The 13,773-nt window shown below is 52.5% G+C and carries 10 protein-coding genes; 2 read left to right on the top strand and 8 right to left on the bottom strand.

What is annotated here, in order from left to right; translation table 11 throughout:
- Nucleotides 1-2 precede the first annotated feature (2 nt).
- The gene (locus ACZ5PT_RS00755; RefSeq protein WP_464264898.1) at nt 3-1,133 is read right to left on the bottom strand and encodes an AI-2E family transporter; all 1,131 of its coding nucleotides are present in this window, start codon (nt 1,131-1,133) and stop codon (nt 3-5) included.
- Entirely contained in the window at nt 1,130-1,660 is a 531-nt protein-coding gene (locus ACZ5PT_RS00750; RefSeq protein WP_464264897.1) for a cyclic nucleotide-binding domain-containing protein, read from the bottom strand. The genes ACZ5PT_RS00755 and ACZ5PT_RS00750 overlap by 4 nt, the downstream gene beginning before the upstream one ends.
- Nucleotides 1,661-1,813: 153 nt before the next feature.
- Between ACZ5PT_RS00750 and uvrC the strand changes: the two genes are divergently transcribed.
- Nucleotides 1,814-3,640 (top strand): excinuclease ABC subunit UvrC, encoded by a 1,827-nt coding sequence (gene uvrC / locus ACZ5PT_RS00745; protein ID WP_464266779.1) that lies wholly within the window; start codon nt 1,814-1,816, stop codon nt 3,638-3,640.
- Between the two features lie 203 nt (nt 3,641-3,843).
- Nucleotides 3,844-5,238: a tetrathionate reductase family octaheme c-type cytochrome gene (locus ACZ5PT_RS00740; protein WP_464264896.1), complete on the top strand. Its 1,395-nt coding sequence runs from the start codon at nt 3,844-3,846 to the stop codon at nt 5,236-5,238.
- Between the two features lie 89 nt (nt 5,239-5,327).
- Here the strand turns inward: ACZ5PT_RS00740 and ACZ5PT_RS00735 are convergent, their stop codons facing one another.
- The 6 genes from ACZ5PT_RS00735 to ACZ5PT_RS00710 form a co-directional block, all read right to left on the bottom strand.
- Nucleotides 5,328-6,503, bottom strand: a complete 1,176-nt coding sequence (locus ACZ5PT_RS00735) for a cytochrome-c peroxidase (protein ID WP_464264895.1) — start codon at nt 6,501-6,503, stop codon at nt 5,328-5,330.
- Nucleotides 6,504-6,882: 379 nt separating this feature from the next.
- The gene (locus ACZ5PT_RS00730; protein WP_464264894.1) at nt 6,883-8,697 is read right to left on the bottom strand and encodes a methyl-accepting chemotaxis protein; all 1,815 of its coding nucleotides are present in this window, start codon (nt 8,695-8,697) and stop codon (nt 6,883-6,885) included.
- A 45-nt stretch (nt 8,698-8,742) separates the two neighbouring features.
- Nucleotides 8,743-9,129: a hypothetical protein gene (locus tag ACZ5PT_RS00725; protein ID WP_464264893.1), complete on the bottom strand. Its 387-nt coding sequence runs from the start codon at nt 9,127-9,129 to the stop codon at nt 8,743-8,745.
- A 250-nt stretch (nt 9,130-9,379) separates the two neighbouring features.
- A complete protein-coding gene (locus tag ACZ5PT_RS00720; RefSeq protein ID WP_464264892.1) occupies nt 9,380-10,786 on the bottom strand; it encodes a sigma-54-dependent transcriptional regulator in 1,407 nt (468 codons plus the stop codon).
- Between the two features lie 3 nt (nt 10,787-10,789).
- The gene (locus ACZ5PT_RS00715; RefSeq protein WP_464264891.1) at nt 10,790-12,796 is read right to left on the bottom strand and encodes a hybrid sensor histidine kinase/response regulator; all 2,007 of its coding nucleotides are present in this window, start codon (nt 12,794-12,796) and stop codon (nt 10,790-10,792) included.
- Nucleotides 12,797-12,936: 140 nt separating this feature from the next.
- On the bottom strand, nt 12,937-13,731 hold the full coding sequence (locus ACZ5PT_RS00710; protein ID WP_464264890.1) for a hypothetical protein: 795 nt from the start codon (nt 13,729-13,731) through the stop codon (nt 12,937-12,939).
- Nucleotides 13,732-13,773 lie beyond the last annotated feature (42 nt).

Here is a 13,773-nt window from a genome sequence, read left to right as displayed (position 1 = left end):
GGTCAGTGGTACCCATCCCGTTTGCCGACGATCTGCGTGTGGGGGGAGAAGGTGCGGCGGTATTGGCGGATTTCGATAATGATAATGTTGATGATACTGACGATCGGCACGCCGATAATCATTCCCAACACACCGTACAGTTTACCGCCCATCACGATAGCCAAAATGACCAGCAGCGGATGCAGGTTGGAAACCCGCGAAATGAGAATCGGGATGAGGATGAAATTGTCGAGAATGATCTGCGCGATCAACAGGTAAACGCAGAGGATCCACCAGAACTGACCACCCATGCCAAGGTCGACCAGGGCGATGATCAGGCCGGGGATCATGCCGACAATCGGCCCGATATAGGGAACCAGGTTAGTCACTCCGGCAATAGCGCCGAGAACTGGAGCATAGCGGATGTCGGTTAACGACAGGCCCATCCAGACAACGGTACCGATGATCAGCGCTTCGAGAATCCGGCCACGAATAAAGTGCGCCAACTGCCAGCTGACGTGATCGTAAATATCGAGCACCATTTCGAAGTAGCGGTTGGGGGTGAAGGAGATCAGCCCGCGCATAATGCGGCGGCTGTCACGTAAAAAGAAGAAGGAGAACAGCGGCACCAACAGGAAAAGGCTACCGATGCGCAGTGCTGATTTTGGTGTCTGCGCCAGAATCAGGCCGATCAAGCCCTCGGTCGAGCTGCGCAGTTTGTCCGTCAGATCGTAACTTTTGATAAAGGGGAAATGGGCTTGCAGAGAGGTCAGCTGAATGTTGAAATACTCGACGGCGCGACCAAAATAGCGTGGAAAATCAGCCTTCAGTGCCGGGATCATGCCTTTCCAGTTGGGAGGACCGATCAGCATTAACAGCAGCAGCGCCAGGATGAAGACCAAGGAATAGACAATAAAGATGCTTGAGGTCCGGCCGATCTTTTCATTTTCGAAAAACTGTACCGCCGGATCGAGCAGGAAGGCGACAATTAACGAAATCAGGGTCGGCAGGAACAGGCCGTCGGTGGCGGCGCGCAGCATGTTGGTGACGGTCGATGCCGAGGAGAAGATGGAAATTCCCGAGGCGATCGCTGCCGTCAGCACAAAGTAGAGCAGTACCACCTGGGCGCGGCTAAAACCGCTTTGCTCGGTCATGGCTGTGGTTGCTCCTGATCGGTGGTCGCTTGTTGCCGCTTCAGTTCCTGGGTGAGCAAATGGCTGCGGTGCAGGCGATCGCTGATCACCCGGGTCAGGCCGAGGAGGATGTTCGCTGCGATGGCCGGGTACTTCCGCACCGCTTCGAGCATGTCGGAACGGAACAGACCGACCAGAACCGTTGTGTCGGTGGTCCGCGCAGAAGCGATCCGCGGTCGCGAAGCGGTCAGGGCGACCTCACCAAAAAAGTCACCCGGCTCCAGAGTTACCTGCTCTATCTCGCGGCCGCGCTCATCGCGGGAGTAGATCACCACTTGCCCGGAGCGGATGGCGTACATCCCTGATCCGATATCGCCCTCTTCAAAAACGGTCTCGTCGGCTTCGTAGTTGCGGACATGAACAATGGTTTCGAGAAAATTGAGTTCACGTTTTTTCAGTTTGCTGAAAATTGGCACCGTGCCGAGAAAATAGGCCAAGGTTGCTTCGTAGCCGGAACTGCGAAAGATGTTACTCCAGAATGGATTCACTGTGTGCCCTCTTGAAATTCATCAGAAACTGGACCTGCCGAGAGTCACGGCAGAAGAAAGGGTATTATAGCAGTCTGTTATATGAGTACCAGATAAAAAGAAATGTCGCACTGCAGCCTTTATCCGCCGGTTGATATTGTCTATGCTAGGCCCATGTTGACGATCGATTTAAGCACATATCCAGCCGCACCCGGTGTTTACCAGATGTACGGTGAAGGCGATGAAATCCTCTATGTTGGCAAGGCGAAGGTGCTGCGCAACCGGTTACGTAGTTACTTTTCCCGTGGCGGCGACGGCCGGGCACAGATTCCGCTGCTGATGGAGAAGGTGCAGCGGATAGAGGTGATTGTTACCGACACCGAGAAGGAAGCGCTGCTGCTGGAAAACACCCTGATTAAAAAGCATCGGCCGCGCTACAATATCGACCTGCGGGATGATAAAACCTATGTTTCTGTACGGATCGATCTGCAGGAAGAGTTCCCGGCGCTACAGGTGGTTCGGCAGGTCAAAAATGACGGTGCGCACTATTTCGGCCCCTATTCCTCTGCCGGTGCCATCCGCCAGACATTGAAGGAAGTCTACCGGATTTTCCCGTTGCGTCATACTGCTATCGAGCGCTGCCGAAAACGTTCGCGGCCCTGCCTGTTTTATCAGATTGGCCAATGCAGTGCTCCTTGTCATGGGAAAATAAACCGGCAGGATTACCAGCAGTTGGTTTCAGGAGTGATCGATCTGCTTGAGGGCCGCGAAACGCAAGTGATTGTGCAGTTGCAGCAACAGATGTTGTCGGCGGCCGAGCAGATGCGTTTTGAGGATGCGAGCCGTTTTCGTGATCAGATCGAGTCGATTAAAAAGAGTGTCGAAAAACAAAAAGTGACTGATTATGGCGGCGGCAATCAGGATGTGATCGGCCTTCACCGCGACGGTGGCGAGGTCGAGGTGGTGCTGCTGTTTATTCGCCAGGGGCAGCTGATTGGGCGCCGCAGCTACCCACTGCAGTGGACGCTCGATTTGCCGGAATTACTGTCCGGGTTTTTGCAAGAGTATTACTCGCGCGACGTTATTCTGCCTGATCAGTTATTGCTGCCGTTTGAATTGGAAGATCAGCTGTTGCTGGCCGAGTGGCTGAGCGATAAACGTGGCAGAAAAGTGACCCTGCTGGCTCCGCAACGGGGAGAAAAAAAGCGCCTTTGTCAGCTCGCGCAGCGCAATGCCATAGAATCTTTCCGGCAGCGCGGCAGTCGTCGCGAAGCGCGGGAACAGTTGCTGAACGAACTGCAGAGCAAGTTTCATCTGCCACAGCTGCCGCAGCGGATCGAGTGTTTCGATATCTCCAATGTTCAGGGTGATCATGCCGTCGGCAGTATGGCGGTTTTACTCAACGGAGAACCGGCCAGCGCCGAATATCGGCGTTTTAAGATCAAAACCGTAGTCGGTGCGGATGATTATGCTTCCTTGGACGAAGTGCTGCGCCGGCGATTGCAGCGTGGCCTTGCTGAGCAAAATCTGCCGCAGATGATTCTGATCGATGGTGGTAAGGGGCAGCTCGGTATTTTGTCGGACGTTCTTGCCCAGTTCGGGTTGGCTGATCAGGTCGGTGCGGTCGGAATTGCCAAAAGTCGGGTGATTGCCAATGTAAAGGGCAAGGCGATTGAACGCAGTGAAGAGCGTTTCTTTTTACCCGGGCGGAAAAATCCGGTCAGTTTCCGTAGCGGTTCAGCGACCCTGTTTTTACTCGAGCGCTTGCGTGACGAAGCGCATCGTTTCGCCATTACCTATCATCGCAAGTTGCGCGGCAAGGCGAGTTTGGGCTCTCTCCTGGAAAAAATCCCCGGAGTCGGACCGGCGCGGCGCAAGGCATTAGTCAAACATTTCGGTAGCTTGAAGCAGCTTCGGGGCGCTTCTCTTACGGATTTGCAGCAGATGCCCGGCTTGCCAGCGCGACTGGCTGAGACCATCCATCAGTTTCTTCATCAATAGCGACCTCCTCAGTTACTCCTCTCTTCACATATGTGTACTTTTTGTGGATTCCTGGAAAAACGAACACTTATCGCAAGAGTGTTAAATATTATCCTTTAGGGAATTTCTGGTTGACTCCGCAAGGCGAAAAGTATAAAACCATATATCAAGATAACTGAATATGTGGTTGCGCGAATTGATCGCGATGAAAGGGAGTTAAGACCATGCAAAAATCAGCTTTTCGTCTATTGCAATTCGGCCTGCTTTTGCTGTTGAGCGGGTTGCTTGTCGCCCCGGCTTTTGCCGGCAGTCACAAAACGCGGCTCCAGGGACCGATCAATGAACCACAGGATGTGACCCGTCAGTGCTTAACCTGCCACAAAGGTGCCGGCTACGATTTTATGCAGACCTCCCATTGGAATTGGAGTCTTGAGCAGGAAGTTGATGGCAAGACGGTTAATCGCGGTAAAAAGAACGCCCTCAACAATTACTGCACATCCGTGGCTGGCAACGAAAAATTCTGTTCCAAGTGTCACGCCGGTTACGGTTTAACCGACGCCAAGAGTTACGACTTCAAAAATCCTGAAAATATCGATTGTCTGGTCTGTCACGATACGACCGGGACCTACAGCAAGGGGACCAATCTGGCCGGCTACCCGAAGGCAAAGGTTAAGCTGCTCTTCGTTGCCCAGAATGTTGGCACTCCAAGCCGACAAAATTGCGGCGCCTGCCATTTTTACGGCGGTGGCGGCGATGCCGTCAAACATGGCGATCTTGATTCCAATATGGCCTTCCCGGAAAAAAACATGGATGTCCACATGGACGCCGAAGGCAATGATTTCCAGTGTATTGAGTGCCATCAGACCGAGAATCACCTGATTACCGGTAACTCCCTCGGTGTTTCTCCCGGCGGTAAGACCCAGTTTGGTTGCGAACAGTGCCACTCTGGTGTGATCCATGGCGAGAGTTTTATTGAGGCGCATGTCAAAACAGTTGCTTGCCAGACCTGCCACATCCCGACCTTCGCCAAGGAAAAGGCGACTAAAATTTGGTGGGATTGGTCCAAGGCTGGTGAGGATCGTCAATTTGAAGAGAAGGATGAAAACGGTCACCTCACCTACGTGAAGAAGAAGGGGGAGATGAAATACGGTAAAAATCTTACTCCCGAGTATCGTTGGTACAATGGCAATGCCGGAGCGTATCACTTAGGTGACAAAATCGACCCGAGCGCTGTCACCAGTATCGCTTATCCGCTCGGTAAACGTGCCGATAAAAACGCCAAGATCTATCCGTTTAAAGTCATGCGCGGTAAGCAGATTTACGACACGGTGCATAAAACGTTGATCACTGCCAAGGTGGCAAACGAAGGTGGCTACTGGAAGGATTTTGATTGGGACAAGGCCGCCCGTCTCGGTAGCGAAGCCAGCGGCCAGCCCTACAGCGGTGAGTACGATTTTGCTGAAACCTCGATGTACTGGCGGCTGAATCACATGGTCGCACCGAAGGAGCAAGCTCTCGGCTGTCTCGACTGCCATGGCGACAGTGGCAGAATGAGTTGGGGAGAGCTTGGCTACAAAGGTGACCCGATGTCCAACGCCGGCTGGGGACGTTCCAAGTAGACTCAGTACCCAACTTGCTGGGTTAGCGATAGTTTGATGTAAAAAAGGCCTCCAAATGGGGGCCTTTTTTATTATTCATGGCTGGAGGCTTAGTTCAGCGGAGTCATGACCGGCAGAACAAAGTTAGACGGAGTCTGATTGCCGTAGCCGTCATTGAGGGTTTTTAAAAAGGCCACCAAATCTGTTTCATCTTGCGGGCTCAGACCGAGATCGCCGAGCTCGCCGGGCTCGGCAATCATTACATTCTTGGCGACTTCTGGGGCGGCCCAGTCCGCCTCCGGAACATCACGGGTATTTAAAAAATTGACCATGGCATCAAGGGTGGCGAATAACCCGTTGTGAGAATAGGGGGCGGTGCGCTCAATATTGCGCAACGATGAGATCCTGAATTTTCCATTCTCATTCGGAAACAGGATTTCGCCATCGGGATCTGTTCTTCCGCCAAGACCGTTATCGGTGGGGTATTCGTCGAACATCTCATGGCCGTTTGCGGGAACACCAATATTCTCATAGGTGAACTTGGTGAATAAGGGCGGGATGATCTTTCCGTTGTTCGTTATTTCCGCCTGACTCGGGTGACAGCTCGCACAGGCACTATCAAACACAGCCAGACCGTCCATCTCGTTTGTGCTCAGGTTTGCCTTGCCGGCCAGGAAGTAATCATACTTTGAGGTGAAAGGAACAAACTCGAATGTCTGCTCAAATTCGCCAATGGCCTCGGCCACCTTGTCATAAGCGACCGATGCCTCGGCGGTCAGCAGGTCAATATTGTAAACCTGGTTGAACAACTTTAAATAATCATCCGCTCTCTTGTTGTTCGGATCGATCATCGCGGCGATAACTGCGGCGTCATCGGCCATCGCCATTTCAACGGAATTAAGGAAAGGCCCTTTGGCCTGGTCCTTGAGCGTATCCGCTCTGCCATCCCAGAATTGTCCACCGATGTAGCCATCGATAGTGTCCAATTCGAAAACGGGAATAAAGGCGGCGTAAGATGATGTCGGTGCATTGCGTCCGCCATTCAGGGTTTCGTCAGAGCCGAGCGATACGGGATTATCCTCGGGCAGGGCAGCATTTAGGGGGTCCGCATAACCGGCGCTCGGATGGTGGCAACTGGCACAGGATTGGTTCTGGTAGAGAGAAAGGTGCTTGTCAAAGTAAAGCAGTTCACCGAGCTTTTGGGCTGGGGATAAGCCGGCCAGTGCTTGCGAGGCAAACAGCAAACAGCAGACTGCAAACAATGTGAAGATTCCGCACTTTTTCATTTTGACCTCCTTGTAATATGGAGAAGAGACAACCCCTTCACCGCTAACAGGAGTTCTTGATCGCGTCGGTTCGTTTTTGGGAAAGGTGCAGCGAAATGGGCATTTAATTCGCGGCTTTCCCCTGAGTTTGTGATCGGCTATATCGATTACAACCCACCTTCGCTGCGGCATCAGTTGTTTTATCTATTTAAGTCTGGTTCCACTTAATGGAAACCGCTGGCGTAGGTTATTCCCCCCTTCCATATCGTGCCCTAGATGATGAAGAAGAACTCCATACTAGTCCCAACGTCTCTAACGTGAAACGGTTGACAAAAAAGAAAGGCCCGGCGCGCTGTGACAGCGCGCCGGGCCTTATTGATGAAGGGTGTGAGTTTAGCGGTTAGAACCGACCGAATTCGTTATCATCCAGGGCAATGGCATGCCTTGGCGTCGCTTGTGGCGTCTGTCCCCAACCTGTTTGTTGGGTGGTGCGAATTGCCGGTCGAGGTTGCTGAGGGCTTGTCGGATGTGGCACTGGTTGTACAACCTGTTGCCCTTTGAGTTGGAAACGATTCAGCATATTGAGCAATTCAGCGGCTTGTCCGGAGAGCTCTTCGGAGGCGGCAGCACTCTCTTCAGCGGTTGCAGTGCTCTGCTGAATGACCTGATCTATCTGGCCGAGCCCTTCGTTGATCTGTGCAATCCCTTCGGCTTGTTCGCCGGAAGCGGCAGCAATTTCTTCCGCAAGGTCTGAAACCTTGGTAATCCGTTCATTGATGGCCGAGAGCGAATCGGCGGTTTGGTTGGCAATTTCAGCGCCACGCTCGGTTTTTTCTACCGACCCTGCGATCAGATCAGCCGTTTCCTGGGCCGCCTTAGCACTTCTTGCCGCCAAGTTGCGGACCTCTTCTGCGACCACGGCAAATCCTTTACCGTGCTGGCCAGCACGAGCTGCTTCGACTGCGGCATTGAGAGCCAGCAGATTGGTCTGGAAGGCAATCTCATCGATCACCTTGATGATTTTATTGATGTTCTGACCGGCATCGCTGATGTCTGACATGGCCGAGACCATCTGCCCCATGCGTTGATTGCCCTCTTCGGCGGTCTGCTTCGCCTCACTCGAGAGCCGATTGACCTGGTTGGCATTTTCGGCGTTCAGCTTGGTCTGTCCTGACATCTCGTGCAGCGAGCTGGAAATCTCTTCAAGGGATGCGGCGGATTCAGTTGCCCCTTGCGACAACGATTGAGAAAAATCAGCGACATTAATACTGCCAGCGGAAATCTGGTGCCCGGCTGCTTGAATAGCGCTCATGATGTTGTTCAGGTCGACTTCCAGTTTCTTCAGCGCACCGCGGATTTCATCTTGATCGTCGCGGGGATTAATATCGAAATTCAGATCACCGTTGGCCAGTTTTTGCAGAGCATCGATCATTTCACCCTGCAAGCTGTTGGCGAAGCTGTCCATGGCATGAGCCATCCGGCCGACCTCATCCGTTTGCTTCATGTTCAGTCGCAGGGCCAAGTGGCCTTTTTCCATTTCTTCAACCATCTCGACGGCTTTATGCATCGGGTTAGAGATCGCCCGGGCAAGGAAGAAAACCAGTCCCGTGGAGAGTAAAATAGCAACCAGCAGCACTGCTAGGACTGAGTAGAAGACTTTGTTGATCTCAGCGGCGATATCATCTACATACATGCCGCTGCCGATAATCCAGTTCCAGCTGGGGTGTTTCTTTACATAGGAGAGTTTTGGTTGGGGTTTGTCCATCCCCGGTTTTGGCCACTGATATTCAACAAATCCGAAGCCGGTTGACGAGGTCGCTTTAACGAACTCCTGAAAGATATAGACACCGTTGGGATCTTTGCTGTTGCTTAGATCTTTTCCATTAAGCGCCGGTTTGATCGGATGCATGATCATTTTCGGCTGCGTATCATTGATCCAGAAATAGATATCGCCTTCAAAACGCAAATTGTTAATCGCGTCCGTTGCCAGTTGTTGGGCTTCCTCTTTAGTTCGCTCAGCTCCAACCGATTTGCTGTAGTGGTCGATGATTCCCCAGGCCGTATCGACGGCGGTGGTCAGTTGATTTTGTCGTCCCGCATTGATCTGGTCCCGATAGCTCGTATAGAGCCAGAAAAGGCTGACCGCGAAGATCAGGATCAATACGCCCGAGACAAGGTAGATCTTCTTGCCGATGTTGAGATTTTTGATGCTCATTTTTGCTCCTTTATGGACTGGCCGTTACGAAACCTGGAAGTTTGCTTAACTCGAGCTACCGAGAATAGTGTCAATCTTGGCGTGTACAGCGTTTAGTGGGCATTGATGAATAAATCTTTTAAGTTTTGTTCGGCAGTTAATCTGGTCAAACGAAAGCGGTTTATCCTGATTGATTAGCAAGATCGGTAACATGGCATTGCAGCGATCAAGCTTGTCGAGCAACGCAACAAACTGTTTTTGTGATTCGCTGCCAACGATCAATAGCAGGCTGACTGCAGAGGGGCCTTGTTGCCGTTGGGCCAAATAGTTAAATGCTTCAGCCTCATCAGAAATATGGGCGATCCTATAATTGGACAAACGCAATAGGAATATAAGATTATCCGTCGGCTCTGTCCGCTTAGATAAAAACAGTATGTCAGAATAATTATTCATAGAATGCCAAGTCCTACGCCCGATTTGTTACTGATACAGGAGCAAGTACAGTGCCAGATATGTGAAAAAATGCTAACTATTGGGAATGGCTAATATTGTGTGGAGGGGTGGCCCCGTGCTGTTTTTTCGAGGGGGTGTAGCTGAGGTTTCGCTGCAACCGGAAATACTTTCTAAGTATCCGAAAGTACATCCTATTTGGGGCGTAACCATGTGGCTCGGTGTGCCTTTAGTTACGCCCCCTTTTGCTTGCTTAGGACACGTTCTGGTATTTTTTTAGACGCTTACTCAGCCCCGGTCGACTTATCCCGAGGAGGGCAGCGGCAATTGTCTGGTTCCCTTGCGAGCGGCGCATCGCTTCTTCCACCAGCTGTCGACCGGCTTCCTCAAGCGATGGCAGGGTGTCGGGAAAGTGCAATGTTCGTTCTTGCGGATTTAAGCCTGTGGTCGACTGAACCGGAGACCCGATTAGCTCGCGGAGGCTTGTTAGGGACAGCGTTCCTTTCTGGTGGGTTCCCAAGGCGTTGGCCAGCATTCCTTCGAGTTCGCGGATATTTCCGGGAAAATGGTAGGTGCCAAGCAGAACCGCAAGTTCAGCCGGGTAATCGGGCATTGGTTTACCCAAATCGGCAGAAAGTTTAGATAGCAGATGTTCGATCAGCAACGGAATGTCGTCGCGCCGCTGCCGTAATGGCGGCAGGGCGACTTGGTGCGCTGCCAGACGATAGAACAGGTCGCGGCGGAAATTTCCCTGTTCAATCTCCTGTTGCAGGTCGACGTTGGTGGCCAGAACAATGCGGGCTTGAGATTTGCGTGGCCGGTCGGCACCAAGGGGCAGGTATTCCCCCTCTTGCAACAGTCGCAGCAGTTTGACTTGCGAGGCCGGGTTGAGATCTCCAATTTCATCAAGGAACAAAGTACCGTCCGCAGCGCTTTCTATCATCCCGGCACGGGCGTTCTCAGCACCGGTGAAAGCTCCCCTGACATGTCCGAACAGGGTATCTGAAAAGACGTTGTCGTCGAGCCCGGCCACGTTAAGCGCCACCCACGGTCCGTCCGGTCGACCAATGTTGTGCACTGCCTGAGCAAACAGTTCCTTCCCGGTTCCGCTTTCGCCAAGAATCAGCACCGGGTGAGGTCCTGTTGCTACCGCCTCCAGATATTTGAATATGGAAAGAATCTGCGGGTCACGACTGATGATTTCGCTAAATACCTCTGGCTGATTGAGTTGCGTGCTGAGGAAGTGCCGGTTGAGTTGGCGGTTTTCCTGTTGCAGCCGCAGCATTTTGACCGCGCGTTGAATCCCGGCAATTAATTGCTGCTGTTCGACTGTTTTAACAAAAAAGTCAAACGCACCGAGCTGCATGCAGCGGACCGAAAGATCGACCTGGTTTATTCCGCTCAGGACGATGACGGGGATCTCCGGGTAGCGCTCTACAATCAGCGGGAGCAGTTCTTCGCCGGTCATATACGGCATGGTGATGTCGAGAATGAGCAGGTCGAATCGATATTCCTGCAGGGTCGCAAGCACCTGGCGACTGTCGCTGCAGCTGGTGATGTTGGTCATGCCGACGGAGCGCTCCAGGGCCAGCGACAGGCCGTGCAGCCAGGCCGCTTCGTCATCAACCAAAAGAACCGAATAGTCGGAGAGATCTGTCATCGCTTAACCCTTTGTCGGTAGAGGAAAATAGGCACTGGCAGAAGTGCCTTGACCGGGTTGTGATGTGAATTCCATGCGGCCGTTATGCTCCTTGATGATTCGTGCTGAGACGGAAAGGCCGAGCCCGGTCCCTCCGGTTTCGCGTCTGGTGGTGAAAAACGGGTCGGTAATATGCGGCAATTGTTGCGGGAGAATCCCACTGCCTTGATCTGTTACGCACAGATAGATCTCGCCGCTTTTCTTGTCCTGTCCCGTTTTGATCGTGATCTTCTGTCCCCTGTCGGTCAGGGCTTCACAGGCATTAACCAGTAGGTTGACGATCACTTGCTCGGTTCGCTGGGGGGACCCTTTGATCGGCGGAAGGTTGTTGCTGAGTTGTGTATCGAAATGGAAAGTCGCCTTTTTAAGGTGATTGGCCGTCAGTCTGACTGCTGTTTCCACCGCCAGGTTGAGATCAAAATAATCATCCAGCGTGAGACTCTCTTGGGTGGCAAAGGATTTCAGATCATCAACAATCTGTTTAATCCGCTTGGCGCTGTCCTCGATCTCATTCATCAGTTGCGGAAAGGCCTCTGCCGCGCGCTGTGGCTTTAATCCGCCCAACAAATGGTGCGGTTGGTCTACGGCAATTTCTTGTTGCAGACTGATTGCGTCGCTGACGAAGTCGCGGATGGTTGGCAGATTGAGAAGGATCAGTCCGTTCGGATTGTTGATTTCGTGGGCAACTCCGGCAGACAATTCGCCGAGTGCCGCCAGTCGACTGTAGCGGTCCGCTTCGCTGCGCAGGCGCTGTTTTTCTGTGATGTCTTCAATGATAATGATCACTCCACCGATGGCGCCGCTTCTGTCGTACAGCGGAGCAGTCGACGCGCTGATGTCGATCGACTGACCGTCTTTGCCGCGGCGGGATAATTCCAGCCCTTTAAAATCGTTACCGGCCAGGGCACGCTCGAGATTGGCGATCGATTCATCTTCTTTGCCGGGGACTGCCAGCGGATAGGGTTGGCCGATGATTTCAGCATATGTCCAGCCGAAAATTTCTTCGGCCGCTTTGTTCCAGAGAGTGATCCGTAGCTCGGTATCGATGGCTAAAATGGCCAGAGGGGCGGCATTAAAAAGCGCTTCCAGGGTTTCGTTGGTTGTTCGTAGTGTTTCTTCTGAAGTTTTTCTTTCGCTGATATTGCGCATGATTCCACTGATGTGGGTTGGTTGCCCCGAGTTGTTCCGATGCAGCATGGCGTTTAGCGAATAGTAGCTGGTTTGGTGGTCGTTTTCGTTTAGCAGAACTTCAAAATTATCCACCCGTCCCTGTTGTAGCAGCAGCTGAACGAGTTGTTCGCGCTGTTTAGGAATAGCGTAGAACTTCCAGATGCTTTCACCGAGCAATTCGTCCCTTTTGTGATGTGAAACCTTTTCCAGCGAGGGACTGATCTCCCGCAGCACGCCATCGAGGCTTGTCTCAAAATAGACATCCTGAAGGTTCTCGTAAATGGCGCGGTACTTCTCTTCGCTTTTCGCCAGTTGAGCATAGGTTCGTTCCAAGGTTCTGGTTCGCTGCGAGACGATTTCCTCAAGGTGTTGACGATGTTCACGGTTTTCTTGTTGTAAGCGTTTTTTCTCCAGGGCTTTTTCGATGCTGTGTTTGAGGACGCGTAGATCAACGATCGGTTTAAATAAAAAATCGGAGGCTCCATAGCGTAATGCTTCTACGACATCGTTGATCTTGCCGGTACCGGAGATGACGATCACTGGCGTGTCGCTATCGGTTTCGCGCACCAGTTCAAGAAATTGCAGACCGCTGACTTCCGGCATGCGCAGGTCGAGGAGGACCAGGTCTGGCCGGTGTTGCTTGAGCAGCTCCAGGCCGGTATTGCCATTGTCCGCGGCCAAGAGCAGATAGCCATAGTCTTCGAGGAATAGCTTGATGCTGGATCTGACGGTATGGTCGTCATCAATAATGAGGATGCATTGAGGTCCAGAGTTGCCGGTATACTGTGCGGACTGAGTCAAATAGCTGCCCCCAAGGTTAGTGAGCTCTTAATGTTAGCAGGGCCAGCGTGGGGTGCAAGCATAAATAAATCGCTCCGGGCAAAGAAAAAAGGCCCCCGGAGTGGTCCGGGAGCCTTTTGGCAATCTATTTTTTCAGCGAGTTACTCGACAGTGACCTTTGCATCTTCAATGATGACATTGTACTGGTAGCCGTAGCCAAAGTCCTTATCGAGAGTCAGTGGGCCGCTGACCACAACCGTATCACCAACATTGGCGGTGATGGTGGTGGTGACCGTCAGGTCGTGAGTACCAGCTGCTTCGTCACCACTGCCGTCTTGCAGGTGCAGCCAGTTTTTACCCATGATCTGTGGGCTGAACTTCACAACCTTGCCGCGCAGGGTGATTTCTTTGCCGGAAAGGGCATCTTTACCTGTGAAAATTTCACCGACGGTCAAACCACCGTCAGCTTTTGCGATATTGGACAGATCGACATCGACCGGGGCTGCTGCAACATTTGTTGCCGGATGGCCCTCAGGCATTTCAGCACCACCAGCGGCAGCTGGAGAAACCGGGGCGCTGGCATTGAGGACCGAGTCGACAAAATAGACCACCGGAAAATCACGGTTGAGAGTCTTGCTATGATAGTTGTTCATCGGCATGCCATCAGGAACCATGACCGAGTCGCCAACGGCAACAGCGAACTGTGGAGCAGCTGCCCAGATCTTTTCCGTTCCGCTGTCGACCTGAACGTAAGTGTAGCCGGCTGCGTCCATGGTTTCGAGAACCGTGCCGGAGGTGCCACCAGTCTTGTTGACTGCCGGTGCCGGTGCGGACATTGCGGTCGGTGCGGCGGCCTGAGGTGCTTGCGCGGCCGGTGCTGCTGGCTCATCCTTGCTGCAGGCGGTCAGTGTCAGGGCGGTTAGTGCAATAGTCATTAGCGTCAGGGTCTTTTTCAAAATCTTATCCTCCAAGGGATTGAGCCATTTTTGGCTTTGATT

The organism is Desulfuromusa ferrireducens, from assembly GCF_055389805.1.
Note: the sequence above shows the minus strand (reverse complement) of the source record. Positions and strands in the feature narration are given on the sequence as shown.

Coding starts and splice junctions, on each gene's coding strand:
- ACZ5PT_RS00755 (WP_464264898.1), bottom strand. CDS start 1,133: ATGACCGAGCAAAGCGGTTTTAGCCGCGCCCAGGTGGTACTGCTCTAC.
- uvrC (WP_464266779.1), top strand. CDS start 1,814: ATGTTGACGATCGATTTAAGCACATATCCAGCCGCACCCGGTGTTTAC.
- ACZ5PT_RS00740 (WP_464264896.1), top strand. CDS start 3,844: ATGCAAAAATCAGCTTTTCGTCTATTGCAATTCGGCCTGCTTTTGCTG.
- ACZ5PT_RS00735 (WP_464264895.1), bottom strand. CDS start 6,503: ATGAAAAAGTGCGGAATCTTCACATTGTTTGCAGTCTGCTGTTTGCTG.
- ACZ5PT_RS00730 (WP_464264894.1), bottom strand. CDS start 8,697: ATGAGCATCAAAAATCTCAACATCGGCAAGAAGATCTACCTTGTCTCG.
- ACZ5PT_RS00725 (WP_464264893.1), bottom strand. CDS start 9,129: ATGAATAATTATTCTGACATACTGTTTTTATCTAAGCGGACAGAGCCG.
- ACZ5PT_RS00720 (WP_464264892.1), bottom strand. CDS start 10,786: ATGACAGATCTCTCCGACTATTCGGTTCTTTTGGTTGATGACGAAGCG.